At 42.8% G+C, this 24182-nt stretch carries 25 protein-coding genes; 17 read left to right on the top strand and 8 right to left on the bottom strand.

All coding sequences use genetic code 11. From position 1 onward, the window contains the following. Positions 1 to 212 precede the first annotated feature (212 nt). The 4 genes from V7K42_RS26550 to V7K42_RS26535 all read left to right on the top strand — a co-directional run bounded on the left by V7K42_RS26550 (position 213) and on the right by V7K42_RS26535 (position 6788). Positions 213 to 509, top strand: coding sequence for a hypothetical protein (locus V7K42_RS26550; protein WP_334920379.1), 297 nt, complete (start codon positions 213 to 215; stop codon positions 507 to 509). Then, a complete protein-coding gene (locus V7K42_RS26545) occupies positions 496 to 2493 on the top strand; it encodes a GAF domain-containing sensor histidine kinase (RefSeq protein ID WP_334920377.1) in 1998 nt (665 codons plus the stop codon). The genes V7K42_RS26550 and V7K42_RS26545 overlap by 14 nt, the downstream gene beginning before the upstream one ends. Positions 2494 to 2518: 25 nt before the next feature. Continuing rightward, positions 2519 to 6268, top strand: coding sequence for a PAS domain S-box protein (locus V7K42_RS26540; protein WP_334920375.1), 3750 nt, complete (start codon positions 2519 to 2521; stop codon positions 6266 to 6268). Between the two features lie 142 nt (positions 6269 to 6410). Then, complete coding sequence (locus tag V7K42_RS26535; protein ID WP_334920373.1) at positions 6411 to 6788, top strand: response regulator transcription factor; 378 nt, start codon at positions 6411 to 6413, stop codon at positions 6786 to 6788. Positions 6789 to 6895: 107 nt separating this feature from the next. Here V7K42_RS26535 and V7K42_RS26530 read toward each other — a convergent pair whose 3' ends face one another. Further along, positions 6896 to 7876 (bottom strand): aldo/keto reductase, encoded by a 981-nt coding sequence (locus V7K42_RS26530; protein WP_334920371.1) that lies wholly within the window; start codon positions 7874 to 7876, stop codon positions 6896 to 6898. 116 nt (positions 7877 to 7992) lie between these two features. Continuing rightward, the gene (locus V7K42_RS26525) at positions 7993 to 8214 is read right to left on the bottom strand and encodes a hypothetical protein (protein WP_334920370.1); all 222 of its coding nucleotides are present in this window, start codon (positions 8212 to 8214) and stop codon (positions 7993 to 7995) included. A 389-nt stretch (positions 8215 to 8603) separates the two neighbouring features. On the opposite strand from V7K42_RS26525, the gene V7K42_RS26520 reads away from it, so the two are divergent. Further along, positions 8604 to 9698, top strand: a complete 1095-nt coding sequence (locus tag V7K42_RS26520; RefSeq protein ID WP_334920368.1) for a phosphotransacetylase family protein — start codon at positions 8604 to 8606, stop codon at positions 9696 to 9698. A 30-nt stretch (positions 9699 to 9728) separates the two neighbouring features. Next, positions 9729 to 9878, top strand: a complete 150-nt coding sequence (locus V7K42_RS26515; RefSeq protein WP_334920366.1) for a hypothetical protein — start codon at positions 9729 to 9731, stop codon at positions 9876 to 9878. Between the two features lie 79 nt (positions 9879 to 9957). Here the strand turns inward: V7K42_RS26515 and V7K42_RS26510 are convergent, their stop codons facing one another. Beyond that, complete coding sequence (locus tag V7K42_RS26510; RefSeq protein WP_334920364.1) at positions 9958 to 10050, bottom strand: monooxygenase family protein; 93 nt, start codon at positions 10048 to 10050, stop codon at positions 9958 to 9960. A 160-nt stretch (positions 10051 to 10210) separates the two neighbouring features. Here V7K42_RS26510 and V7K42_RS26505 point away from each other — a divergent pair, with 160 nt between their 5' ends. From V7K42_RS26505 to V7K42_RS26495, 3 genes are all read left to right on the top strand, one after another. Then, positions 10211 to 10714, top strand: a complete 504-nt coding sequence (locus V7K42_RS26505; RefSeq protein WP_094332842.1) for a DNA recombination-mediator protein A — start codon at positions 10211 to 10213, stop codon at positions 10712 to 10714. A gap of 168 nt (positions 10715 to 10882) precedes the next feature. Next, positions 10883 to 11281, top strand: coding sequence for an MAPEG family protein (locus V7K42_RS26500; protein WP_334920362.1), 399 nt, complete (start codon positions 10883 to 10885; stop codon positions 11279 to 11281). Between the two features lie 111 nt (positions 11282 to 11392). Then, positions 11393 to 11884 (top strand): YajQ family cyclic di-GMP-binding protein, encoded by a 492-nt coding sequence (locus tag V7K42_RS26495; protein ID WP_163934825.1) that lies wholly within the window; start codon positions 11393 to 11395, stop codon positions 11882 to 11884. A 55-nt stretch (positions 11885 to 11939) separates the two neighbouring features. Here V7K42_RS26495 and V7K42_RS26490 read toward each other — a convergent pair whose 3' ends face one another. Together V7K42_RS26490 and V7K42_RS26485 are read right to left on the bottom strand one after the other, a co-directional pair. After that, positions 11940 to 12497 (bottom strand): glutathione S-transferase family protein, encoded by a 558-nt coding sequence (locus tag V7K42_RS26490; RefSeq protein WP_334920360.1) that lies wholly within the window; start codon positions 12495 to 12497, stop codon positions 11940 to 11942. Between the two features lie 6 nt (positions 12498 to 12503). Continuing rightward, positions 12504 to 12968 carry a hypothetical protein gene (locus tag V7K42_RS26485; protein WP_174712870.1) on the bottom strand — a complete coding sequence of 155 codons (465 nt, stop codon included), beginning with the start codon at positions 12966 to 12968 and terminating at the stop codon, positions 12504 to 12506. 452 nt (positions 12969 to 13420) lie between these two features. Here V7K42_RS26485 and V7K42_RS26480 point away from each other — a divergent pair, with 452 nt between their 5' ends. Continuing rightward, the gene (locus V7K42_RS26480) at positions 13421 to 14146 is read left to right on the top strand and encodes a tetratricopeptide repeat protein (RefSeq protein ID WP_334920359.1); all 726 of its coding nucleotides are present in this window, start codon (positions 13421 to 13423) and stop codon (positions 14144 to 14146) included. Positions 14147 to 14345: 199 nt separating this feature from the next. Here the strand turns inward: V7K42_RS26480 and V7K42_RS26475 are convergent, their stop codons facing one another. Both V7K42_RS26475 and psaM read right to left on the bottom strand, forming a co-directional pair. Then, positions 14346 to 14756: a hypothetical protein gene (locus tag V7K42_RS26475; RefSeq protein WP_334920357.1), complete on the bottom strand. Its 411-nt coding sequence runs from the start codon at positions 14754 to 14756 to the stop codon at positions 14346 to 14348. Positions 14757 to 15008: 252 nt separating this feature from the next. After that, entirely contained in the window at positions 15009 to 15098 is a 90-nt protein-coding gene (gene psaM / locus V7K42_RS26470; RefSeq protein WP_040630342.1) for a photosystem I reaction center subunit XII, read from the bottom strand. 200 nt (positions 15099 to 15298) lie between these two features. On the opposite strand from psaM, the gene V7K42_RS26465 reads away from it, so the two are divergent. The 3 genes from V7K42_RS26465 (at position 15299) to V7K42_RS26455 (ending at position 19706) form a co-directional block, all read left to right on the top strand. Further along, complete coding sequence (locus V7K42_RS26465; RefSeq protein ID WP_334920355.1) at positions 15299 to 16624, top strand: FGGY-family carbohydrate kinase; 1326 nt, start codon at positions 15299 to 15301, stop codon at positions 16622 to 16624. Positions 16625 to 17320: 696 nt separating this feature from the next. Further along, positions 17321 to 18388, top strand: coding sequence for a DMT family transporter (locus V7K42_RS26460; RefSeq protein WP_334920353.1), 1068 nt, complete (start codon positions 17321 to 17323; stop codon positions 18386 to 18388). A gap of 163 nt (positions 18389 to 18551) precedes the next feature. Beyond that, positions 18552 to 19706, top strand: coding sequence for a peptidoglycan-binding protein (locus tag V7K42_RS26455; RefSeq protein ID WP_334920351.1), 1155 nt, complete (start codon positions 18552 to 18554; stop codon positions 19704 to 19706). A 142-nt stretch (positions 19707 to 19848) separates the two neighbouring features. On the opposite strand, the gene V7K42_RS26450 is transcribed toward V7K42_RS26455, so the two are convergent. Continuing rightward, positions 19849 to 20304, bottom strand: coding sequence for a DUF2141 domain-containing protein (locus V7K42_RS26450; RefSeq protein ID WP_334920349.1), 456 nt, complete (start codon positions 20302 to 20304; stop codon positions 19849 to 19851). 629 nt (positions 20305 to 20933) lie between these two features. Here V7K42_RS26450 and V7K42_RS26445 point away from each other — a divergent pair. The 4 genes from V7K42_RS26445 to V7K42_RS26430 all read left to right on the top strand — a co-directional run bounded on the left by V7K42_RS26445 (position 20934) and on the right by V7K42_RS26430 (position 24156). Continuing rightward, a complete protein-coding gene (locus V7K42_RS26445) occupies positions 20934 to 21419 on the top strand; it encodes a glutathione peroxidase (RefSeq protein ID WP_334920347.1) in 486 nt (161 codons plus the stop codon). A gap of 131 nt (positions 21420 to 21550) precedes the next feature. Next, positions 21551 to 22372, top strand: coding sequence for an SDR family oxidoreductase (locus V7K42_RS26440; RefSeq protein WP_334920345.1), 822 nt, complete (start codon positions 21551 to 21553; stop codon positions 22370 to 22372). 21 nt (positions 22373 to 22393) lie between these two features. Next, positions 22394 to 23344 carry an alpha/beta fold hydrolase gene (locus V7K42_RS26435; RefSeq protein ID WP_334920343.1) on the top strand — a complete coding sequence of 317 codons (951 nt, stop codon included), beginning with the start codon at positions 22394 to 22396 and terminating at the stop codon, positions 23342 to 23344. 77 nt (positions 23345 to 23421) lie between these two features. Continuing rightward, complete coding sequence (locus V7K42_RS26430; RefSeq protein ID WP_334920341.1) at positions 23422 to 24156, top strand: glutathione peroxidase; 735 nt, start codon at positions 23422 to 23424, stop codon at positions 24154 to 24156. The last annotated feature ends 26 nt before the right edge of the window (positions 24157 to 24182 follow it).

Genomic DNA, 24182 nt, shown 5'->3' with positions numbered 1-24182 from the left:
ATAGATTTTAATCTATGGGTTTATCGAATTATTAAAGTTTTATTTATAGTATTTTTAGGGCGTGTTGTCAAACAATAAGCGAGTTACACGAGCATAAGGAACTGATGTAAGGAGTTTCAAGGTATCTGCTACCGCTCAACTTTGCTGTTATATTGTCAACGTTTTTGGGAAAACTAGTCTTAATTAGTAAATTATTATATCCCTAGGTTTTTATGACAATTCCTCTCTTTTCTGGAGATGCTCGACGTAGCTTGTTTATCCGTTCGCGGAGCCTCCCGCAGGGAAGGGGCGAAGAAGGCAGGAGGGAGCAAATGAGTAGGGGATTCGACCCCCACTCATTTGAAGTCACTGTTGCATTAGCTTTCCGTAGGGTACGAGAATTCAGTGGCAGTCTTAAACCCTTACTGCTTCTGCCTCGTGGCTTCATCGATCAATTTAATAACTCGGCCAGCTTGAATGCCGTCAATTTGCAACCTACTGCTTATGAGGTGTTTTATGCCCGCAGTTAGCCTCAGAAAGATACTCAATAAAAAAGAGTTGCCATCTCTCCTTAATAACTTAGTCCACCAGTTCAACATTGCGGTTGACGTTGAACTGATAGACGGCACGAAACTAATTAGCATTGGGGAGCAAACTAAGGAAAATCGATATCCAATCGAAGTTTCAGGAGAAATAATCGGTTGGGTTGTTGGCGGAGAACAGGCAATTATACTTGCGACTTTGCTCTCATTTCTGGCCAAGCAGGAAGCTGAGAAGAAAGTACTTGCTAAAGAATTGCTAGAGCGATACCAGGAAATTGATTTGTTTGACGATATCTCGACTCAACTCACAACAAGTTTAGATACGCGACAGATTGCCCAACTCGTGCTTCAGGAATTGAGTCAATTGATTGAATCGTCTGCGGGGATGATTCTGCTTTTGAGTCCAGATGCAAGTGCGTTTGAAATTATTGCCGAATTTGGAGTGTTTTTTAACCACACTCAGCCGGAACCTGGTAAGGGAATTATTGGCAACATTGTGCAATCCAACCGGGCAGAACTCGTCAATGATGTGCAAGCCGATCCTCGATTAGAGAGGCAAAAAAACGTTAGCGCCATGATTTGTGTACCGTTACGAGCCAAGGAGCGGGTACTGGGAGCGATCGCGATTGGCACATCCAAAACTGACTCCTACAAAGCCGAACACCTAAAACTTGTAAGTATCTTTGCCTCTCAAACAGCGATCGCCATTGAAAAAGCTGTGCTTTACGAACAAAGCACTCAAGCAGCAGTCCAGGCACAAGCCCAGACTCAGAAGCTTCAGCAAACTCTCCACGAGTTGCAATTGGCCCAAACTCAGTTAATCCAAAGCGAAAAAATGTCCAGTCTAGGACAACTGATTGCCGGAGTTGCCCACGAAATCAACAATCCGGTTAACTTTATTTGCGGCAATTTAAGGTATGTTGCCGAATACTCCCAAGACTTGTTACGCCTTTTGGAAAAGTATCAGAAATTCTTACCTGTTGCTCCTCCAGAACTGGAATCAGAGTTAGACAATATAGACCTGGAATTTATTATCCAGGATCTCCCCAAACTGCTAGATTCGATGAAACTGGGCACCGATCGCATCGTCGAAATTGTCCAATCCCTGAAAAACTTCTCCCGCCATGACGAAGCCGAAATGAAAGCTGTCAACATCCATGATGGCATCGACGGAACACTGATGATTCTTCACCATCGGTTGAAAGCAGATATTCATCGTCCGGCAATTGAAATCGTTAAAGATTATGCAAAACTTCCCCTGATTGAATGCTACCCCGGACAGTTGAATCAGGTGTTTATGAACATCCTGGCAAATGCCATTGATGCTTTGGAAGAAGACATGGAAAATTGGGGAGTCAGGAGTAGTCCCCAATCCCCATTACCCCTTATTCCCTCCAGGAATACCGAGTTCCCCAATCCTCAAATCACTATTCGTACCAAAGCCCTTAATCACCAGTGGGTTGTGATTCGCATTGCCGACAACGGCCCAGGCATGAAGGAGGATGTAATTCGCCGCATTTATGATCCCTTTTTCACCACAAAAGATGTTGGGAAAGGAACTGGGTTAGGCATGGCAATCAGCTACCAAATTGTTGTGGACAGACATGGGGGAATGCTCAAGTGTCGTTCTCAACCGGGTGAAGGGACAGAATTCTGGATTCAGATTCCGGTAAATTGTGCATTGGTGGACGCTGCTGATGAACAGAATAGCACGTCTGCCTTGCCAACTCCCCCTACAGAATCATCTCCCACTGCCGATACCGAGGGCTTCATTCCATCAACAACTCCAATACTCAAACCAACAGATTTGCTGATCCGCCATACTCAGTTGATCCAGCGACTTTCACAACAGAGTCCAGATGTAGAAAGTGCATCACCCGATGAAATTTACCAGATATTCCAACGCCATCCAATTTCGTTAAAGCTTTACGCCACTTTGTTGTCTTGGTTCTATTGTTCTAACCCCAAATAAATACGCTACTAAAGAAACCTCAATCATGTTTAATCAACCTAATGAATACAACCGTCAGCTATTTGAACAATGCCCTACTGGGCTGGCACTGTGCCGAACAGATGGGACGCTGATTGATATTAACCCCGCCTATGCTGCTATTTTAGGGCGCACTGTTCCAGAAACCTTGAATCTCACCTACTGGCAGATTACTCCAGAAAAATATGCTGCCACGGAACAATCTAGCCTAGAAGACTTGGAACGAACTGGTCGCTATGGGCCTTATGAGAAAGAGTACATCCACAAAGATGGGCACTTAGTTCCCGTCAGGTTATCTGGACTGATGATTGAGAAAGATGGGGAGCAACTGATCTGGTCTAGTGTGGAGGACATCAGCGACCTTCGACGTGCCCAGCAAGAACGCCAACATAGTGAACAAATCTTGAAACAGAGTGAAGCCCGATACCGCTCTCTGGTAACTGCTACTGCACAAATTGTCTGGGTATGTAGACCAGATGGAATTTGCTTTGAACTGGCAAGCTGGATAGCCTATACAGGTCAAAGTCTAGCGGAAGCGGAGAATGGAGGCTGGATTGATGCCGTTCATCCCGACGATCGCGCCTATACCACAGAAGTCTGGAATGCTGCCGTAAAAAACTTGAGCATGTATCAAATTGAATACCGAATTCGTGGCAAGGATGGCAACTATCGCTACTTTTGGGTCTGGGGTGCCCCCGTCCTAGAAGACGGCAGCGTCCGGGAGTGGATTGGCACCTGCAACGATATTCACGATCGCAAACAAGCAGAAGCCGAAAGTCAGCGTCTTAAAGAACGATATAGCTCGTTAGTAACTGCTACTTCACAGCTCGTCTGGGGAGCGACCCCAGAAGGACTGGGAATAAGTAGTGAAATGCTCACCTGGATGGCCTATACGGGACAGAGCGAAGCTGAAGCCGGGGGTTTGGGTTGGATTGATCCAATTCACCCCGATGACCGTGCCCGCTCCATAGTAGGTTGGGATATTGCTGTGGCAAACCGAAGTATTCTCCAAACTGAATATCGAGTGCTTGGCAAGGATGGCATCTACCGCCATTTTTCTGTCTGTGGTGCTCCCGTCTTGGAAAAAGATGGCAGCATCCGCGAGTGGATTGGCACTTGCACCGATATTCAAGATCGCAAACAAGCAGAACAAACTCTGCTACAAAGCGAACAACGGTTTCGCTCTCTGGTAACTGCCAGCTCACAAATTGTCTGGGTAGCTACGCCTGAAGGACTGGCGGTGAGCAGTGAAATGCCTACCTGGTTAGCGTACACAGGTCAGAGTGCAGATGAAGTTGAGGGTTTGGGCTGGCTCGATCCGATTCACCCCGATGACCGTAACCACACAGCCCTTGCCTGGAGTACTGCTGTGGCGAATCAGAGTCTCTTTCAAACCGAATATCGGTTTCGTGCCAAAGATGGCAGCTACCGCCACTTTTTTGTCTGTGCTACCCCCGTCTTGGAAGAAGATGGCAGCGTTCGAGAATGGATTGGCACCTCCACCGATATTCACGATCGCAAGCAAGCAGAAGCTGAAAATCAACGTCTATTGGATATGTTGAATCATTCCAGCGATGCCATCATCGTCCGCGACATGACCGAGAAAATCTTGTACTGGAATCAAGGTGCCGAAAGTCTCTACGGTTGGACATGTGAAGAAGTGAAAGACCAATACATTCACGCATTTATCAAAAAAACCTTTCCCAAACCAAAACAAGAAATTATCGCAGAGTTGTTAGAGCAAGGTAATTGGGAAGGAGAAGTGGAACATCTCACCCATCATGGCAAACTGATTACTGTCCAGAGCCGATGGACGTTGCAACGGGACATCGACCATCAGCCCTGCGCGGTGCTGGAAATCAATACAGACATCACTGCCCGCAAACAAGCAGAAATCGCTCTGCGGCAACTGAATCAAGAACTGGAAGCCAGAGTTATAGAGCGGACAGCTGCCCTGCAAAATACCCTATCAGAAGCGCAGGGATTAAATGCCATTTTAGATAACTTAGCAGATGGTTTGTTAGTAGCAGACACCGCAGGAAAAATTACCCACTTCAATCCTGCCTTTTTGGCCATGTATGGATTGACAGACACCGCCCTTAACAGTCACTACCGAGAACTGCCACTCTTTGGTTTAGCAGAACTAGTTGAACGAACTCAGTCGCATCCCAAAGAGGTGTTCTCTGCGGAAGTTACACTCACGAAGGAACGCATTGGTCAGGCAGTGGCGACCGCTATTTTCAAAAAGACGGCAGGTCAAGAACCCTCTCCCTGCTTCGGTTCTGCACTGCTGATTCGGGATGTGACAGCAGAAAAGGAGATTGACAAGATGAAGACCGATTTCATCTCAACAGTTTCCCATGAGCTGCGGACACCACTGACTTCTGTCCTCGGTTTTGCGTCCATCATTCAAGAAAAGCTAAAAACTGATGTGTTCCCAATGCTTTCTACCGAAGACCGCAAGCTTCAGAAAACGATTAAGCGGGTGGCTGACAATCTCAAAATTATTGTGTCGGAAGCAGAACGGCTCACGTCTTTGATTAACGATGTCCTAGACATCGCCAAGATGGAAGCAGGTAAGGTGGAATGGCAAATGCAGCCCCTTGATCCCAGCGAATTACTGGATTGGGCAGCCAATTCTACCGCCGGGTTGTTTGAAACCAATGGCTTGCAGTTGATTAGTGAAATTGAACCTGGACTACCTCAGATAGTAGGCGATCGCAACCGTCTGCTGCAAGTTATAATCAACCTGATTTCCAATGCCGTTAAGTTTACCCAATCTGGTTGTGTCACCTGCCGTGTCAAACAAGGAAACGACGGTGTTTGCATCAGTGTCATTGATACAGGCATTGGTATTGCACCAGAAGACCAGCCGAAAGTGTTCGAAAAATTCCGCCAAGTTGGTGATACCCTCACCGACAAACCCAAAGGCACGGGGTTAGGACTGCCCATCTGTAAACAAATCGTCGATCATCACGGTGGTAGAATTTGGGTTGAAAGTGAACTAGGTAAGGGCAGCGTATTCTCGTTCATCATTCCCACATACGCTAGCGATCCAAAAACCACTGGTAATCTGAATCTGGATACGCTAGTAAAACATCTTAAAGAACACGTCATCACCACAAAAACTTTGCTGGACGAAAACCGTAAAACTATTTTGGTTGTAGATGATGACGGTAATATTCGAGAACTGCTTCGTCAACAACTGGAAAACGAAGGCTACAACGTTCAAGAAGCGAAAAACGGCGTGGATGCAATTCATCAAATCAAAATAGCCCGTCCCAATCTAATTCTCTTAGACGTAATGATGCCTCAAATTAACGGTTTTGACGTAGCAGCCGTTCTCAAAAATGATCCCCAGACCGCAGACATTCCGATCATTATTCTGTCAATTATTGAAAACAAAGAACGGGGCTACCATATTGGTATCGATCGCTATCTCACCAAGCCCATTAACACAGAGAAACTTCTCAACGAAATAGGCTCACTACTTTATCAGGGCACTTCTAGTAAAAAGGTGTTAGTTGTAGATAAAAATGCATCAGCCTTAAAAACCCTCTCTGATGTACTACAAACTCAGGGATACAGCGTGATTGAAGCCTCCAATCCCCAAGAATGTATCAATAAAGCCCTGTCAGCCAAACCTGACATGATCATAATTGATTCTATCTTTTCTCAAGAAACCGATTTGGTGAAAACCCTACGCTTTGAGAAGGAGTTAGAAAATCTATTTTTTATTATGCTATCCGATCAGTAATTGGTGACTGGTGACTGGGGACTGGGGACTAGTGACTGGTGACTGGAAAGAATTGACTTCTCCCTGTCGCTCCATGCCTAATCCCTAATCCCCAATCCCTAATCCCCAATCCCCAATCCCCAATCCTCAATCCCCAATCCCTATGACCCAGAAAATTCTAATTGTTGACGATGAACCCAATATCTTGATTTTGATGGAACAAGCCTTAGAAGCATTAGAAGACGAGGGCGTTGAACTTCTAACTGCTAGAAATGGAGAAGAAGCTCTCGAAACTATTAAAACTGAAAAACCAAATCTAGTTTTCCTTGATGTAATGATGCCTAAAATGAACGGTTTGCAAGTCTGTCACATTGTTAAACACGACCTGCAAATGTCTGATATCTACATTGTGATCTTGACAGCTAAGGGGCAGGAATTTGATAAACAAAAAGGAATTGAGGTTGGTGCAGATTTATATCTAACTAAACCATTTCGACCCAAAGAAGTACTTGAAAAATCAATGCAGGTGTTGGGTTTTTGAGAAAAATCTTGAATGAATGCTTTTCACCTGCGACACCGAATAGCCCGTCGTAGACATCGCACTAATCGGAACAATCGGCACAAATTTGGTTACGCTTCGTTAATAAATCAACGGTTAACAGTACTCATATCAGGGTAGCGCTCACCTGCTGCTACACCTTTTGGTGCAACTGCTTCCAGTCGATTCAAATCTTGTTCAGTTAGGGTAATTTCGGTAGCTGCAACATTTTCCTCTAAGTAGGTACGGCGTTTTGTACCAGGAATTGGGACAATATCTTCTCCTTGAGCGAATAGCCATGCTAGTGCAAGTTGGCTAGCAGTTACTCCTTTTTCGGTGGCGATCGCCTTCACTTGCTCGACTAATTGTAGGTTCTTAGAAAAATTCTCACCTTGAAAGCGAGGCGCATTTCTGCGATAGTCATCAGGAGCTAAATCGTCAGGGCTGGCGATCGCACCTGATAAAAACCCTCTTCCTAATGGGCTATAGGGAACAAACCCAATTCCTAATTCCCGCACAGTAGGTAAAATTTCATCCTCTGGCTCTCGACTCCAAAGCGAGTATTCTGTTTGCAATGCTGCAATGGGGTGAACTGCCACAGCCCGCCGAATCGTCGCCGGAGCAGCCTCTGAAAGTCCTAAATAACGAACTTTTCCCAGCTTTACTAACTCCGCCATTGCTCCTACAGTATCCTCAATGGGTACGGTTGTATCTACCCGATGTTGATAATAAAGGTCAATCACTTCCACTCCCAGACGTTTGAGTGAAGCATCACAAGCTTGATGGACATATTCGGGTTTGCCATTAACTCCTTTAAAACCACCATCTTCAGTGCGGACATTGCCAAATTTGGTTGCTAATACTACTCGATCTCGGCGATCTCTAATGGCTTTGCCTACTAATTGCTCGTTAGTAAAGGGCCCATACATATCAGCAGTATCAAGAAAATTAACTCCAAGTTCCAATGCTCGATGAATTGTAGCGATCGCCTCAATTTCATCACGACCACTATAAAACTCAGACATTCCCATGCAACCAAGTCCAATAGCTGAAACTTCTAACCCAAGTTTGCCTAGCTTTCTGGTTTTCATCAAATAGTCTCCTAGTCAGTAATTGCTTAGATAAAATCAACTCCTTCAGGATTATCTCTTTCCCTATCAATCAGTCATCTACACTTAGAAGGATTTACTGATAAAATATATCCACATCATAAACTTGAAATAATACGAACTCCTTTTTCACGCATAGTTTCTTTTAGCTTTTGATAGAGAACATCATTATCAACTAGCAGACCTTGTTTAGTCTTCGTGTTTACAATTAAATATCTTGGTTCTTTTTCTGAAGGTGAAGTATTGAATTTTAAGAGTGCCCAATTAGAGTCCAAGCCATTCTTCCATAGATATGAAAATTCTTCTAAGTTGGTGTTCATGTCAATACTTTTTTTAAACTAAATCTTACTTAGCAAAGAAAATTGTAGAGTGTGTTAGAACGGAGTTCGTAACGCACTATTATCAAGGGTTTGATGCCGTACTCTTTGCGCTCACATCCTACGGATATTTTCTCCAAATCAAACCGCATTCCTATAGAAGCCTAAAAGATATTTAAGGTAGTTTTAAGGTTTCAGGCAATATTTTTGCTTCTAAAACCCAAAAAATTGGTCTAATCTGAAAAACCTACCCATAAGACGCTCGCCTGTTTATTCAGAAGCGAATTATGGGAAACCTTAATTTGTGAGAACGAGAGGCTTTTGCCAGAAGGAACTAGAATTAGGAAACACCTAGCTGGGTTCTTCTGAATTTTGAAATTAGGAGTGCATGTGTGCCAAAATCCCCTAAATATTTGCTGATTGGCTCAACCGAGACTTATAGCGGTAAATCTGCAACTGTTCTGGGTTTGTCTCATCAGCTACAGCAAAAAGGACTGGATATTACTTACGGTAAACCGCTTGGTACGTGTCTAAATTCGTCTAGTGGAACCGTAATTGAGGAAGATGTCCAATTCATCGCTCTTAGCCTCAATTTGCCGGAAAACCGTGTTGCACCTACAATGCTGGCTTTGGATGAACTCAATGTGCAAAAGCGCTTACGAGGAGAAGACAAAACCGATTATCAGCAGTCTCTAGTACAGCAATATTTGCATAAGTCCCAAGGAGATTTGGTGTTACTAGAGGGGCCTGGTGATTTTTCCGAAGGCAATTTGTTTGACTTGTCTTTGTTGCAAATGGCTGAAGTATTGGATGCTGGCGTGCTGTTGGTAAGCCGCTATAAATCCTTAGCTTCGGTCGAGGCGCTATTGGCTGCTAAAGGGCGTGTGGGCGATCGCTTGATGGGAGTTGTGATCAATGATATCCCTGTCACCCAACTAGAAGCAGTTAACACTCTCTTACGTCCGTTTTTGGAACAGCAAGGGATTCCCGTGCTAGCAATGCTGCCAAATAGCGATTTGCTCCGTAGTATCAGTGTTGGTGAACTGGTGAAGCAGTTAAAGGCTGATGTTCTCTGTCGCAACGATCGCATGGATTTGTTGGTAGAAAGTCTGGCAATTGGAGCGATGAATGTCAACTCTGCCGTCAAGTATTTCCGCAAACGCCGAAATATGGCAGTTGTAACAGGAGGCGATCGCGTCGAAATTCAGCAAGCGGCTTTGGAGACTTCTACCCAATGTTTAATTCTCACCGGGCAACTACCACCGCCGCCATTTATTCTCAGTCGTGCTGAAGAACTAGAAATTCCTATTTTATCTGTTGATTTAGACACTCTCACCACTGTCGAAATTGTTAACCGCACTTTCGGACAAGTCCGCCTCCACGAGCCGATTAAGGTTCACTGCATTCGCCAGTTAATGTCTGAGCATTTTGACATTGACCGCCTGTTATCTAAACTGGGTTTAACTCCTGCAGCAGCATTGTCTTAGCCTCATCAACTCAAATAATTGAGAGGATCAATGCTCAGTTATCAGTTAGAAGGCTGTATTGCTGGTGAAGGTACAGCCAGCTCACTGTCACCTCCCAGCTATGGGGCTGTCTCCCTCCGCCCTATAGCTGGGACGTGCTTCGTTGCAGCAGCTAATCGAAAAACAGGCATATTTCCGTAAACCGCCTCATACCTTCCCGGCTGATTAAATAAGTTTCGTGCCAAATTCCAACACCGCCATCAGCACCAATGGCTTGATTTCACCTCTGCCAAGCTTTGAGATGTGCATCAGCTGAATTTCTAGCAAAACGCTCCAAATCCTCAAACGATCGCCAATATTGAATCAGTCCCACCCTTCGCGGGTAAACACATTGGCTTGCTTGGTGTAACCAAGTAATTGAGTTATTGAACCAAACAGTCGAAAAGTTGTAGCAATCTCTAACTCAAGTTTTCCTCGCACCTACACGCTGTTTGGTAAAATATCTGGGTCGTTTAATCGGATTATGTCTATCTTTGAGCCAATCAACAGACCTTATTAACCTCGATACATTAGCGCAAGAACTGGCGACAATCCAACAAACGGGTTCCAAAAAAATCGCCTTGCTGGGTTCTCGTCACGTTCCGATTACGCATCAGAATCTGATTGAAATGATGACTTATGCCCTAGTTTTATCGGGTAATCGCATCATTACTTCTGGTGCTACTGGTACAAATTCAGCTGCCATTAAGGGAGCAACACGGGCTGATGCAAATTTGTTGACGGTGATTCTACCCCAAAGTCTAGAACGCCAGCCTTTGGAATCGCGCCAGCAACTAGAACAGGTAATGCATTTAGTGGAAAATCCCAGTAATGATAATCTGTCCCTTGCTGAAGCTAGTTACCTGTGCAACAAGGAAATTGTCTCCCGTTGCCAACAACTGATCTGTTTTGCGTTTCACGATAGCCGCACCTTGTTACAAACTTGTCAGGATGCAGAAGAACAAAGAAAAGTGGTGACGCTTTTCTACTTTGATTAGTCATTTGTCATTTGTCTTTTGTCATTTGTATTTGACTAATGACTAATGACTGATGACCCTTATGGGTGATGCCTCCGGCACGCCTGGGGCGAACGCCAGTCACTCATGGGGGAAACCCCCAAGACCGCGCTGGCTCACTGATGACTAATAACGCACAACTAATAAGTAATGATAATTTTTTTGTACTCGATCGCTGCTGCTGCGGTTCTAATTTACCTGCCATTTTTGGTAGTAGCTTATGCCCGTGTGCGGATTGGCAAGGAAATGCTTTCTACTCCTCGTGCGATGGTTGATAAATTGCCGCCTTATGCCCAACGAGCTACTTGGGCACATCAGAACACCTTTGAAGCCTTTATGGTATTTGCCGCCGCCGCATTGATGGCTTATGTAACTGGTGTAAATTCTTATACAGCACAAGTAGCTGCGATCGCCTTTGTCGTGGCTCGTTTGCTATACTCAATTTTTTATATTTTGAATATACCCCTTTTGCGATCGCTCATGTTTGCTATTGGCATCCTTGGCTCTGCCACTCTCATCTTCTTGAGCATCATCCAAGCTACTAATTAAGTAGGGAGTGGAGACTGGGGACTGGGGACTGGGGACTGGGAAAACATTTTCTAACCAATGTCCAATCCAAAATCCAATACCAAATCTAAAATCCAAAATCTAAAATGTTTTATGGCTTCTACATTTTCCTTTGACATTGTGAGCGACTTTGACCGACAAGAGTTAGTTAATGCTGTCGATCAAGTTATACGAGACATCAAAGGTCGTTACGACCTCAAAGACACAGAAACTACTGTCGAATTGGTCGAAGAAAGCATTAACGTTAGTACTGACAGCGAGTTTACCTTAGATTCTGTACATACCGTCCTGCGGGAAAAAGCCGCCAAGCGTAACCTCTCACAGAAAATCTTTGATTTTGGCAAAGTTGAATCAGCTAGCGGTAATCGCGTGCGTCAAGAAATCAAACTAAAAAAAGGCATAAGTCAAGAAATCGCCAAACAAATTTCCAAATTGATTCGGGACGAATTTAAAAAAGTACAAGCCTCAATCCAAGGTGATGCTGTGCGAGTTTCTGCAAAATCTAAAGATGACTTACAAGTAGTCATGCAGCGACTAAAACAAGAAGACTACCCAGTTGCTTTGCAATTTACAAATTATCGTTAAAAACTCGTAATTCGTAGTTAATAATTAAATTACGAATTACGAATTACGAATTATTCTAACCCCTTCCGCCAATACTTTTTTGAAATGCCGGACGCTCAGATACCTGCTTCATATAGTTCAACACTGCTGGATAGGCGCTGAGGTCTAGCTTTAGCATAATGGGAATGTAAGTCAGAATAGACCCTACTGCCACATCAGCAACAGTGAATTCATTACCCAGCAAAAAAGGCTGCTTACTGAAAATTTCATTTAACACATTCAACAAACGGGGCATTTCTCGCTCCCGATTTGCTTCTACAAAAATCCCTGTAGCTAGGGTAGAATTGCCAAACAACACCCACTGGGAAAATACAGCACGTTCTTCTAGCGAAAGTGGATTTTTACCGTACTTTTCAGCAAGATACAGCAAAATTGCCCCAGATTCCCAAAGCTGAAAATCCCCATCAACAATTGCTGGAACTTTACCAACTGGGTTAATTGCCAAATATTCAGGCTTAAGGTGTTCACCCGCCTGCATATCGAGCTTGACGAATTCGTAAGGAACTTGTATTTCCTCTAAATACCATTGAACAATTGAGGCTCGACTCCGAGCGCCACCGTAAAGTTTGAGCATAATTACTTAAAGAACTTTATGAGTATGGGAATGCTGTTTAACGTTATCTTCTTTCGTTACAACTCTAGCGGCATTTAGCACCCGTTTGCGCTCAATAGAATACTTAAATTCAGTGTAGTTTGTACCTAATGGAATCAGGGATTTTGCAGATTCACGACGCTTGTATGTACGAGCCGCTGCAAATGCTCGTGGCACAAATTCCTCTCCAAACTGAGCCGACTCTGGGAAACCATCTGGCAGGAATTGGGAATCGCCATCTAAGACAGATCCCAAAGTTGTTGCATGAGCCAGCTTATAGGAGGTAGGAATGCCCTTTAAAAGCGCTTCCAAAGCCGCAGAAGGAATTGGTTCTATAACTTCAATTTGATAAACTTCTCCATCTTCTTTGACGAAGCAGGTTGCCAAGCCGATAACAATGTAGTCATCGGTTGCTAAATCAGGCGCATTGGGATAGGAAATTGCAGTTGTCATCAGAAAATTTCTCAAAACTTAAAAATTAAATCTAGATGCTGGGGGATTGGGGAACTCGTGGCCCCCTCTTGGGATGAGGGGCGATGGGGATTGGTGATTGCTGATTAGGGTTAAACTAATTTTTTCCAGTACCTAGTCCCCAGCCCCAGTCCCCTCTTTAACGAACGACTTGTTGGCATTCTACCAATTTGTCGCTCTCACTACTTGACCAGTCTTTGAGATTCACATCTGCTATTTCTGGAATTTCCCTTTGGGATCGAGTATCCATGATTAGGTTTGAGGAGCAATTGTTTATTTAGGGCGTAGATTTTTCTTGTGCGGCTAGGTTAAGTTCTCCCTTTAGATGGCTTTCATGTAACCCTAAATACTTTAAAAATAAACACAGTGGTAAAACCACTACCGAAAAAAACTAGAATTTTATTTCACAAAGCAGGGATTTCAGGCAGGGAAAGATGAATATTCACTCATTTTTAGCTGACGATGACCAGCAAAGCAAGCAATATAAATATGTTTTAAATAATACAAATAAATTTCCAGAGAAGAGCAAAAACGATCGCAGCGCATCTACTTTAGAAAATAACTACTTACGCTCTTTTGCTTTGAAGTCGGCTCAACAAGGAGATTATACCGAGGCGATCGCACTTTTAAGCCAACTAATTTACCGCCATCCGCACAATGCCGTTGATTACAACAACCGCGGGCTGATTTATTTCCAAAGTGGTGAAAGACCAAAAGCGCTTTACGATTATAACACCGCCCTCAAGCTCAATCCCTATTTGGCTAGTGCCTATAATAATCGGGCTAATTATTACGCTGCTTGTGGAGAATTAGCAGCAGCACTTACCGACTACGATCGAGCAATTGATTTGAATCCTTGTCATGTCCGAGCGTGGATTAACAGAGGCATTACCTGGCGTGACTTAGGGCAATATAAAGAGGCAATTGAGAATTTTGAGGTAGCACTGCTTTTCGGTCAACTAGAAGGTCATATCTGGGCTGAACGTGGCAGAACTTACCATCTTTGGGGTGACTGGAATTGTGCGATCGCTGATTATCGCCGCGCCCTCACTCAATTGCCCGATCTCGAAACAACTAAATCCCTTACCGTTTCTCGGTTGCGTTTACGAATCGAAAATTGGCTAAACGATTTGTTATCTCCTGAACATCCTATTTGGTAGATTAGTTATTCATGGAGGATTCAGAATTCAAAATAATTGATTAAATTTTGAATTGTATTTTACTAATAGATGATAACTACATAGCTATTCAAAAATTAGCTACTAACCATTATTTATTAGCAATAATATAAAATAACACCCGGTTTATACGTAGCCAGAAGTACAAAAAACCTAAATAATCCTAGATTCGCTATTGTTCTTAGGGTGATGACTCTGTTTGTTCATCTTCTCGAGTATCCTGATTCATCAACACAACGCGACGCTGGCTAGGATCAAATCGGTATCCTTGTTGTTGTCTAATACTTTTAGCTTGTTGCGGATCGAAGTTACGGCTAAATTCCGCCTGTAAACCATTCACATGTCCTTCCATCAGCTTGACTTCAGTACTAATTTCTCGCAACTTTTCTTGCTGTAACCAATGATAAGGCAAAAGTTGTGCTAAAGCAGATGCTGCAACGGCTGTAACCACAAGATTTACCGCTATCTTGGCTGTGCTTTCCAGTGCCATCACCTGGTAAGAACGTTGACGAAGATGCCGCTTTGGTCGAGGAGTAACCCGGGGTTTTTGTATAGGTTGTAACGGTGGTCTGGAGGGTTGAATCGCGTTCATGATGCTAAAAAATAACCTCGCTGAGTGAAGGGAAGCACTGTAAAAGCGCTCTGGCGCTAATTACTGCTTGATTTAGCTGTCATATTACTTCATTTTTTTGAAATAGCTACAAGTGTTGCACCAGTTAAAAAATAACCTGGCTTACGTAAGTGCTAGTTTCCTAGCTACTTATGGCATAAAGCCATCAGCATCTGGAAACTGCACCCCGTACTGCCAGGATTATTAGCTTTTTAACTGTGTCACATCGAAGCGTTATTTGTAAAGTTCTGTGGCTAATCGCCAAGCTAGAACTCCTGGGATCAGCGCCACAACTAGAGCGATGTAGACTTGAGTATCCGAGATGGAAGATATCTGAGCGATGTACAGAGTATCTAAGATAGGCATGGCTGAAAACCTCCTAACCTGAATAGATTTTGAACAGTTCGTTTACTACTTTTCCTTGTTTTGCCAGAATTGGGGAATATCTTGTTACAAGATGCAACAAAAGCACTTATTAGTCAGTAGTTCTTATTTATTCTCCATTAAAAAAATTTGTAAAAATTATGAATTTATATTTAGGTATCGACTTCGGCACATCTGGCGCACGTGGCGTAGTGATTGACGAGGAAGCCTCTTCTATTCAGGCTGAGATGCGATATCCCTTCCAGGACTCAGCAGCCGCCGTTACGCCAAAAATTTGGCAGGAGGCTTTGTTTGTGTTGGTGGAACAAATACCTGAAGGGTTACGGCGAAAAATTAAAGCGATCGCAATTAATGGGACTTCTTCCACAGTCTTGCTGGTGGATGCTGCTGGCAATCCCACAGATGCACCACTGCTGTATAACGATGCACGGGGATCATTGGTGCTAGAGGATTTGAGGCGGATAGCACCACCTAATCATACCGTGTTGAGTGCCACCTCTAGCCTAGCCAAACTTTGCTGGATGAGGCAATTACCCACTTTTAGTAAAGCTAGATATTTCCTGCATCAAGCAGATTGGCTGGCGTTTCTCCTACATGGGTATTTAGGGATTAGCGATTACCATAATGCTTTAAAGCTGGGTTATGACGTGGAAGAGTTGAAATACCCAGAATGGCAAGAATTGTTGCAAATACCGATTCAGCTACCCAAAGTTTTAACTCCTGGTACTCCCGTTGCCAAATTGCGTCCTGAAATTGCGAACAAGTTCGGTTTACGTCGTGATTGCTTGGTGTGTGCTGGTACAACTGATAGTATTGCGGCTTTTCTTGCCAGTGGTGCAAAATTACCTGGTGAAGCCGTGACTTCCCTTGGTTCAACATTGGTACTAAAGTTATTAAGTCGTACCCGTGTAGAAGATGCCAGATATGGAATTTACAGCCATCGCCTGGGGGATTTGTGGCTAACTGGAGGTGCTTCTAATACTGGGGGTGCAGTGCTAAAGCAATTTTTCACAAACGCTGAGTTAGAAAGCCTTAGCCGGGAGATTGATGCTTCAATTGCCAGCGAGTTAGATTATTATCCCTTGTTGAAGGTAGGCGATCGCTTTCCGATTAACGATCCCAATTTATCCCCACGATTGGAACCACGCCCAGATCGCCCAGTAGAATTTCTGCATGGGTTATTAGAAAGCATTGCCCGCATAGAAGCGCGAGGGTATGAATTATTACAGCATAAGGGTGCAGACAAGTTTATCCGTGTTTATACTGCTGGTGGTGGTGCAGCAAATGACACTTGGACTGCAATCAGGGCGCGTCATTTGCAGGTTCCTGTAGTAGCGTCAGTGTATACAGAAGCCGCTTACGGGACAGCGCTATTAGCGATGGAAGGGGTGAATAACAATTCAAAATTCAAAATTCAAAATTCAAAATTCAAGACAAGTTCAGGCGGGGATTTAAACCCCGACTGAAACTGGGGCTAACTGTAGAGGTAGGGTCTTAAACCCTTTTATTTACGATAAAAGTAATTGTGTAACGATTTTTTCGTAGATATTCTGTAAATCAGTATCTATCCCAGTGACAATCGAAATATATCGGACGATACTGGGATGATTAGATACCGGACTATAGGATTCCAGGTTCATCATCTGGGCAGCTATTCGGGGATGGGTGCTTCGCAGTAAACGAATGTCATCTATCCCCTTAACTAATTATCGGTATAAATTTTAACTATAGAACTGACAACAACTATCTTTCAAACTCTTATTTTTCTTTGTCCTCTGCGGTAGCTTGCGGCAACTAATCAGAACTTGCACCAGTTATTGATAACACAATACGGTTCAGTTAAGCCTTTCTTTTTTCTCTCTGCGTCCTTTGCGGTTCGTTAAAAAAATGACTAGCTGTCTAATTTGCGTTTAGAAAATTAGACTATATCTTAATTTTCCTCATTGAATTTAACTTTCGATCAAAGAAGCACAAAAATAAGATTTTATCATCGTTAGTACAGATTTTTGAAGCTATCTGTATCGTTAAAAAATATTCAACCTCCTATAACCTGAGTATTCTTTCCTTATCTTTGCGAGGCTACGCGATCGCAAAACTACATAATTCGGTAAAATTGGGTAAAGCGATTTTTGTGCTTGTTAAACAAAGGCATCAGCAAACCCATGCAACTGAAACTCAGTGCATCTCAATTTCCCTTCGCCCCCCTTTTGTTAATTGCCCCCTTTTTCCTATGGGGAACGGCAATGGTGGCCATGAAAGGAGTGATACCTCACACCACACCCCTATTTATGGCAGGTGTGCGTTTGATACCAGCTGGAGTGTTAATTTTAATAGCAGCAGCATTTATGGGTAAACCGCAGCCTAAGGGTTGGGCTGCATGGCTGTGGATTGCCTTATTTGCTCTAGTAGATGGAATGCTCTTTCAAGGCTTCTTGGCAGAGGGATTAGTCAGAACCAGTGCAGGGTTAGGGTCTGTGATGATTGACTCACAACCCTTAGCTGTTGCCTTGCTGTCGTTGTGGCTATTCCAAGAACACATTGGTTTTTGGGGATGGCTGGGTCTAGGCTTGGGAGTTACAGGCATTAGTTTAATTGGTTTACCTGATGAGTTGATTTTACATTTTCTCGACTCAGGCGCAAATATTACAATTGGCAACTGGCAAGATTTGTTTGCTAGCGGCGAGTGGTTGATGCTATTAGCAGCGCTATCGATGGCAGTGGGAACAGTATTGATTCGATTTGTATGCCGACATGCTGACCCAGTAACAGCTACGGGATGGCACATGATTTTGGGTGGATTGCCACTATGGGGGATTTCATCAGTTGTTGAATCTCAGCAGTGGGAGAATCTGGGAGCATCTGATTTAGTTGCTTTGGGTTATGCTACCGTGTTTGGCAGTGCGATCGCCTACGGATTATTTTTCTACTTTGCCTCTAGTGGCAATCTCACCAGTCTTAGTTCTCTCACCTTCCTCACACCGATATTTGCCCTACTGTTCGGCAATATCTTTCTTTCAGAAGTCCTCAGTCCGTTGCAATGGGTAGGTGTTTTCCTGACTTTAATCAGCATCTATCTGATTAACCAACGCGATACTTTAGCAGCGCGAAACGACACACTTACTGTCGGCGAAATAGCTAATATACAGCAACCCGTTCCAGAAGCATCTGCTAAAAAATTAAGCCCCATAATTCTAGCAGTCAGAGAATCTGAACCAGAAATTTTGCCATAAATCATAGTTAAAAGGGAGGTATAGCAGGCAGCAAGGGTAATAGGGGGAATAATACATAGCCCATCCCCAATCTCTAATAAAAAATAACAGTTAACATTTGGACATCTTGAAGGTATTGTGGTATCGAAGACTTCAAAAGCACGTTCAGGCTGAAACTTTCAATATGAGGCTATGCCGTTCCTCAATTCTGATATTTACCTGTTTTTCTTGTGTGGGTTTTTACCCAAATCGCGCAAGTACAGCCACACTTAAGCTAGCGCCTGAAATTTTAGAACTTGCACAAGCTAGTTCGACAGTTCCTGCTAGTCCGTCTGTTTGGAGATATGGTAGTCGAAAATCAGATGTGCAGAGATTACAAACCCAATTAAAGCAGTTGGGATACTACAGTGGACTGATAGATGGACAGTACAATGCCACCACAGAAATCGCTGTAGCTAAATTCCAGAAAGTAAAGGGTTTAAAAGTAGATGGCCTTGCAGGTCTGACAACTAGAGAGAAACTGCAAGCAGCCTTAGCTGCCAAAAATCAGATTGTCACCTCTCCAATTATTGCCTCTCCAAGTGTCACCTCTCCTGTTTCAAGTTCCAAATCAACTACAACACCCAAAGCAACCGAAAGAGGTTTTGTCTGGTGGTTGATATTTGCTATTGGCTTTATAGGAAGTATTGGCGCACTTGTTTACCTACTGAGGTGGTTTCGTCAGGTCAAACAAGTGCAATCAGAAGTATCAAATACTAAAAGTTTGAGTGAAGCGAACGAAACAACAGTGATACCACCCCCACCAGAGGTTGTAACTAATTCAAAAATAGCTACGCCACCACTTCCTTCACAATTGCTGCTACCAGAAAAAACTTCCCGGCTTGCTAAACTCAATATTGTTGACGAATTAATTCAAGACTTACGCAGTCCTGACCCAAAGAAGCGGCGCAAAGCTATCTGGGATTTGGGTCAGCAGGGAGATTCGCGGGCAATTCAGCCTATAGTTGACCTGATGATTGATGCTGATTCTCAAGAAAGCAGCTTGATTTTGGCAGCTTTGGCAGAAATTGGCATCCGCACACTCAAACCGATGAATCGTGCTTTAGCAATCTCAATCCAAGATGAAAGTCCACAAGTACGGCAAAATGCAATCCGTGATTTGACACGCGTTTATGACATGATGGGTCAAATGACTCAGATGTTGCGCCATGCGTTAGACGATCCAGATGCCGAAGTGCAAGCAACAGCAAGATATGCTTTAACTCAGATGAATCGAATGCGTGGTTTGCCGGAACAACAAGGTTTACCAGAAGATTCACACAAAGATTTACAAGAATAGAGTAAGGTTTATTCTATTTGAGATTTTTCCTTCAATCGAAATTTCAAAATCTAAAATTGGCAGATTCAGGAGGAAAGCAGGTTTTATATGTGGTTTTGAGTTCTATTTGGTCTACTGAACCAAGTTTAAATCTGCTGTCAGGCTAAAAATATTTCAAGCGGATTTGGATATTAGTTTCCGGGCCTGCTACTAAAAATGCTGCTTCGCTAAATTTGGGCGCACCTGTGCGAATTTCTGGATTTCTGGAAAATCCAAAACCTTCTTTTGGTATACCAAAAACATTGGTGTTAAGAATCCGGTCATTATTTTGATCGTGGAAAACAGCAACGGCGTAACTACCTGCTTTCAAGTTCTCAAAGGTAATGGGTAAAGGAGTGTCATTAATCTTGATACACTGCTTTTGTAAGCTGCGATTGCGATCGCTCGGAAATCCTTCACTGCTAGCAAATATACTGGCACACACTTGTCCCTGTTTATTCTTTAAGCCATCAATTTCTACGGTGAGTTTGCCGTTAAAATTTGCCTTGGCGCTAAATGACCATGCTAGATTTCCGATAACTGCCAACAGCAGCATACTAACTCTTAATCCTTTAACCATAAAATTTTATCTAGTAAAAAAAGTTTTCAGTTTCATTGCGATCGCACAGATTAATCGTCACATCATTCGGTCAATACTCACAATTATCCTGCGTACTTTGTATAAGTAAGTTGAGAGTAAATAATTATATATTATTTTTAATTTTTTATACAAAAGCTTAATGATTTGTCAAGCTACGTTGAAGACCTATAGTTCACAATTTATCTCTGCACCAAGATAATGTATAAAAAACAACACATATTTACCAAACCCATCCTGAGATAGCGGATGGCCGAGCTATTTATAGAAGAGTTATCACTCCGATGAACCTATCCCACTAATAATATTTGTGCTATGAAGCTTAAGCTTGTTGAGAACTGAAAACGAAAAATCAAGGTTTTCAAGCACATTTTAGAAAAAGAAGTAGTGATTTTGAGAATAGTGGGATACTCGCGGGTAAATTCAAAGGCGATCGCTATCTTACAGTGTCTTTCAAGTAATTGAACTACACTACTCCCCATTCCCCATCTCACCTGAGTTAAACAGAATCGTCGTAGTAAACAATAAAACCTAATTTCCTTAAACAAACCGGGTTTAGAGTACCTGTAATATGGGAGACTTGGCAATATTCCCTATAAATCAGATTCAAGATGAGTAACACAATTTTGGATATCGCAGTCAAGACCATCAATGGCGAGGATAAACAATTAAACGACTACACCGGAAAAGTACTATTAATTGTAAATGTGGCTTCCTACTGCGGTTATACTTCTCAATACGAGGGGCTAGAAAAGTTGAACCAAAAGTATGGCGAAGCAGGATTAAGTATTTTGGGGTTCCCATGTAACGATTTTGGAGCGCAGGAACCAGGAAGTAATGAAGAGATTGTGCAGTTTTGCACGAGTAAATATGGTGTTACCTTTGAACTATTCGATAAAGTCCATGCTAAAGGCTCGCAGCAGCATCCACTTTATGAGCGACTCACCAAAGCCGTTGAGCCAACGGGAGGTGTTGCTTGGAACTTTGAAAAGTTTTTAGTTAATAAGCAAGGTGAAGTGATAGCTAGATTTAATAGTAGTGTCCAGCCAAATTCACCAGAAATAATTACCATAATTGAGAAAGAACTAGCAAAATAGTCATTAGTCATTAATAAAAATTTTTGTACTATTGACTGTTAGCTCTGGACGGTTAAATTTATTTACGCCCAGTCCCTTAATTGAGAATAGTCTCTCAACCAGTAATTTAATTTATTTGTGTCTAATTTGTCATGAACGTTGCAATCATTGGTTGTGGTTATGTTGGTTATCAAATTGCTCAATATTGGCAGCAAAAAATGAATTTTGTTGTCAGTGCAACCACAACTTCCCCTGAGCGTGTCTCTGCACTACAATCAGTATCTCAAAGAGTTGTCGTTACCTGTGGAAATGACCTAGATAGTCTAAAATCAGTTTTACACAATCAAGATGTTGTACTTTTGAGTGTTGCTGCAAAAGGTGCGGAAGTTTACGAAGAAACTTATCTACAAACTGCCCAAAATTTAGTTTCATCTTTGCAGCAGATTAAAAGTGTAAAACAATTAATATATACAGGGAGTTATGCAGTCTATGGTGACAGAAATGGTGTATGGGTAGATGAAGAAACACCTCTTGCACCCCCTAATTTAAATGCCCAAATTCTCCGAAAAACAGAGGATGTGTTACTATCAGCATCTAACGAAAATCTCCGCGTTTGTATCTTCCGTATAGGAGGAATTTATGGTCCTGGTAGAGAACTGTTGAAAATATTTAGTAAATATTCTGGTACAACCCGTACTGGTGGTGAGGATATTACGAATTGGATTCACTTGGATGATATTGTTGCGGCGATAGAATTTTCCCGTAACCGTCGTTTGCAAGGAATTTATAATCTGGTAGATGATGCACATCTCACCAGCCGAGAATTGCTAGATAGCCTATTTGAAAAACATAATTTACCCAAAGTTATATGGGATACTTCTATTAAGAATACTCGCCCCTATAATGCTTGGGTATCGAATGAAAAGCTGAAAGAGGCTGGATACCAGTTAATTCATCCACAGATGATTTTTTAGCAAGTATTAGAACTAGGAAATATGCAACCATCTGCCGTAAATAACACACCCAACTTGACAGCATCTCCTAGCCAATTTTACACTTGGCAGAATTATCGTTGTGCCTACGAAGTTCTTCAACCAAATAACACAACACCTGAGGGCATTCCTTTAGTGTTAATTCATCCTATTGGTGTAGGATTGTCGCGGCAATTTTGGCAGCGTTTCTGTCATGAATGGTATAATTCAGGTCAGAGGAATTTAATTTATAACCCTGATTTACTTGGATGTGGCGAGAGTGATATGCCTCATCTGGCTTATACTCCTAGTGATTGGGCAGAACAGTTGCAGCACTTTTTACAAACAGTAGTACAAAAACCTGTGATTCTAGTTGTACAAGGTGCTTTATTACCAGTTGCGTTAGCTTTGCCCGGCGTAGGCATCGGATTAATCCAAAAGCAATCAAACCTAATTGCTAAACTTGTACTTTCTGGGCCCCCACCGTGGGCTTTGATGACAAACAAACCACCAGAATGGCAGCAAAGATTTCTTTGGAATGTGTTAGATTCCCCTTTTGGGAGTGCTTTTTATCGCTATGCACGCACCCCAAAGTTTTTACGTTCTTTCTCGACTCGTCAACTTTTTGCTTCTGAGAATGCTGTAGATGCAGAGTGGTTGAATACATTGGTTGCAGGTGCAGAAAATCCTGCTAGTCGCCATGCAGTGTTTTCTTTTTTAGCAGGGTTTTGGCGACAGGATTATACTACCTCTATTGCCTCTATTCAGCAACCAACATTAGCCGTTATGGGAGAAACTGCATCGAGTATTAGCCAAAAAAGTAAAAAAGAAACACCAGACAAACGCTTGGCTGACTACCTCGCCTGTTTACCTCAAGGTCGAGGTATAAAAATAAATGGGCGTAATGTTTTACCCTATGAATCAGCTGCTGAATTCGTAGCAGCGATCGCTCCATTTATTAATGAAGTTTCTTAGCTAATTCTCTAGTTACATCATACCACTCTTCCCATGCTAGGTTATGACTGGAATTGATTACTTCAGGAAGCAAGAACATGGTAACGAATCGCAAAGGACAAAGAGTTCCTAATGTAACTTTTCATACTCGTAAAAACGACCAGTGGGTGGATGTGACAACCGATGAATTATTTGCTAATAAGACAGTGGTTGTCTTCTCTTTACCGGGTGCTTATACTCCGACTTGTTCATCCACTCATCTCCCTGGCTACAACGAATTAGCCCCGGTTTTCAAACAAAATGGTGTCGATGAGATTATCTGTATTTCTGTTAATGATACCTTTGTGATGAACGAATGGGCAAAGGATCAAGAGGCAGAAAATATCACACTAATTCCCGATGGTAATGGTGAATTCACTGAAGGCATGGGTCTATTGGTAGATAAATCAGACTTGGGGTTTGGGAAGCGATCGTGGCGCTATTCTATGCTGGTGAGAGATGGTGTAATTAACCAGATGTTTATTGAGCCAGAGGAGCCAGGAGATCCCTTTAAGGTGTCCGATGCTGAGACAATGCTCAGATATATCAACCCCCAAGCAGTTAAGCCCGAAGTAGTTTCCCTGTTTGCAAAAGTGGGTTGTCCATTCTGTGCCCGTGCTAAGGCAATGCTCAAGGAACATGGCATTAACTACGAAGAAATTACCTTGGGTAAGGATATCACCACACGGTCGTTAAAAGCAGTTGCGGGTGCAACAACAGTTCCCCAAGTGTTTATCGATGGTAAATTAATTGGTGGTTCTGAGGCATTAGAAGCCTACTTCGCTGCTAAATAGTTTTCACTAGGGACGCACAGATGTGC

Origin of the sequence: Nostoc sp. (assembly GCF_036917455.1) — a bacterium.
Classification (GTDB): Bacteria; Cyanobacteriota; Cyanobacteriia; order Cyanobacteriales; family Nostocaceae; genus Nostoc.
The sequence above is the reverse complement of the archived record's forward strand: the minus strand, read 5'-3'. Positions and strand labels throughout refer to the sequence as shown.

Bases quoted from the DNA above. Each gene is read 5' to 3' on its own strand.
- V7K42_RS26445 (WP_334920347.1), top strand. From the start codon at position 20,934: ATGAGTAACACAATTTTGGATATCGCAGTCAAGACCATCAATGGCGAG.
- V7K42_RS26485 (WP_174712870.1), bottom strand. From the start codon at position 12,968: ATGACAACTGCAATTTCCTATCCCAATGCGCCTGATTTAGCAACCGAT.
- V7K42_RS26500 (WP_334920362.1), top strand. From the start codon at position 10,883: ATGATAATTTTTTTGTACTCGATCGCTGCTGCTGCGGTTCTAATTTAC.
- V7K42_RS26435 (WP_334920343.1), top strand. From the start codon at position 22,394: ATGCAACCATCTGCCGTAAATAACACACCCAACTTGACAGCATCTCCT.
- V7K42_RS26450 (WP_334920349.1), bottom strand. From the start codon at position 20,304: ATGGTTAAAGGATTAAGAGTTAGTATGCTGCTGTTGGCAGTTATCGGA.
- V7K42_RS26440 (WP_334920345.1), top strand. From the start codon at position 21,551: ATGAACGTTGCAATCATTGGTTGTGGTTATGTTGGTTATCAAATTGCT.
- V7K42_RS26495 (WP_163934825.1), top strand. From the start codon at position 11,393: ATGGCTTCTACATTTTCCTTTGACATTGTGAGCGACTTTGACCGACAA.
- V7K42_RS26475 (WP_334920357.1), bottom strand. From the start codon at position 14,756: ATGAACGCGATTCAACCCTCCAGACCACCGTTACAACCTATACAAAAA.
- V7K42_RS26460 (WP_334920353.1), top strand. From the start codon at position 17,321: ATGCAACTGAAACTCAGTGCATCTCAATTTCCCTTCGCCCCCCTTTTG.
- V7K42_RS26540 (WP_334920375.1), top strand. From the start codon at position 2,519: ATGTTTAATCAACCTAATGAATACAACCGTCAGCTATTTGAACAATGC.
- V7K42_RS26515 (WP_334920366.1), top strand. From the start codon at position 9,729: ATGCTCAGTTATCAGTTAGAAGGCTGTATTGCTGGTGAAGGTACAGCC.
- V7K42_RS26550 (WP_334920379.1), top strand. From the start codon at position 213: ATGACAATTCCTCTCTTTTCTGGAGATGCTCGACGTAGCTTGTTTATC.
- V7K42_RS26430 (WP_334920341.1), top strand. From the start codon at position 23,422: ATGGTAACGAATCGCAAAGGACAAAGAGTTCCTAATGTAACTTTTCAT.
- V7K42_RS26535 (WP_334920373.1), top strand. From the start codon at position 6,411: ATGACCCAGAAAATTCTAATTGTTGACGATGAACCCAATATCTTGATT.
- V7K42_RS26490 (WP_334920360.1), bottom strand. From the start codon at position 12,497: ATGCTCAAACTTTACGGTGGCGCTCGGAGTCGAGCCTCAATTGTTCAA.
- V7K42_RS26545 (WP_334920377.1), top strand. From the start codon at position 496: ATGCCCGCAGTTAGCCTCAGAAAGATACTCAATAAAAAAGAGTTGCCA.
- V7K42_RS26465 (WP_334920355.1), top strand. From the start codon at position 15,299: ATGAATTTATATTTAGGTATCGACTTCGGCACATCTGGCGCACGTGGC.
- V7K42_RS26455 (WP_334920351.1), top strand. From the start codon at position 18,552: ATGAGGCTATGCCGTTCCTCAATTCTGATATTTACCTGTTTTTCTTGT.
- V7K42_RS26530 (WP_334920371.1), bottom strand. From the start codon at position 7,876: ATGAAAACCAGAAAGCTAGGCAAACTTGGGTTAGAAGTTTCAGCTATT.
- V7K42_RS26525 (WP_334920370.1), bottom strand. From the start codon at position 8,214: ATGAACACCAACTTAGAAGAATTTTCATATCTATGGAAGAATGGCTTG.
- V7K42_RS26480 (WP_334920359.1), top strand. From the start codon at position 13,421: ATGAATATTCACTCATTTTTAGCTGACGATGACCAGCAAAGCAAGCAA.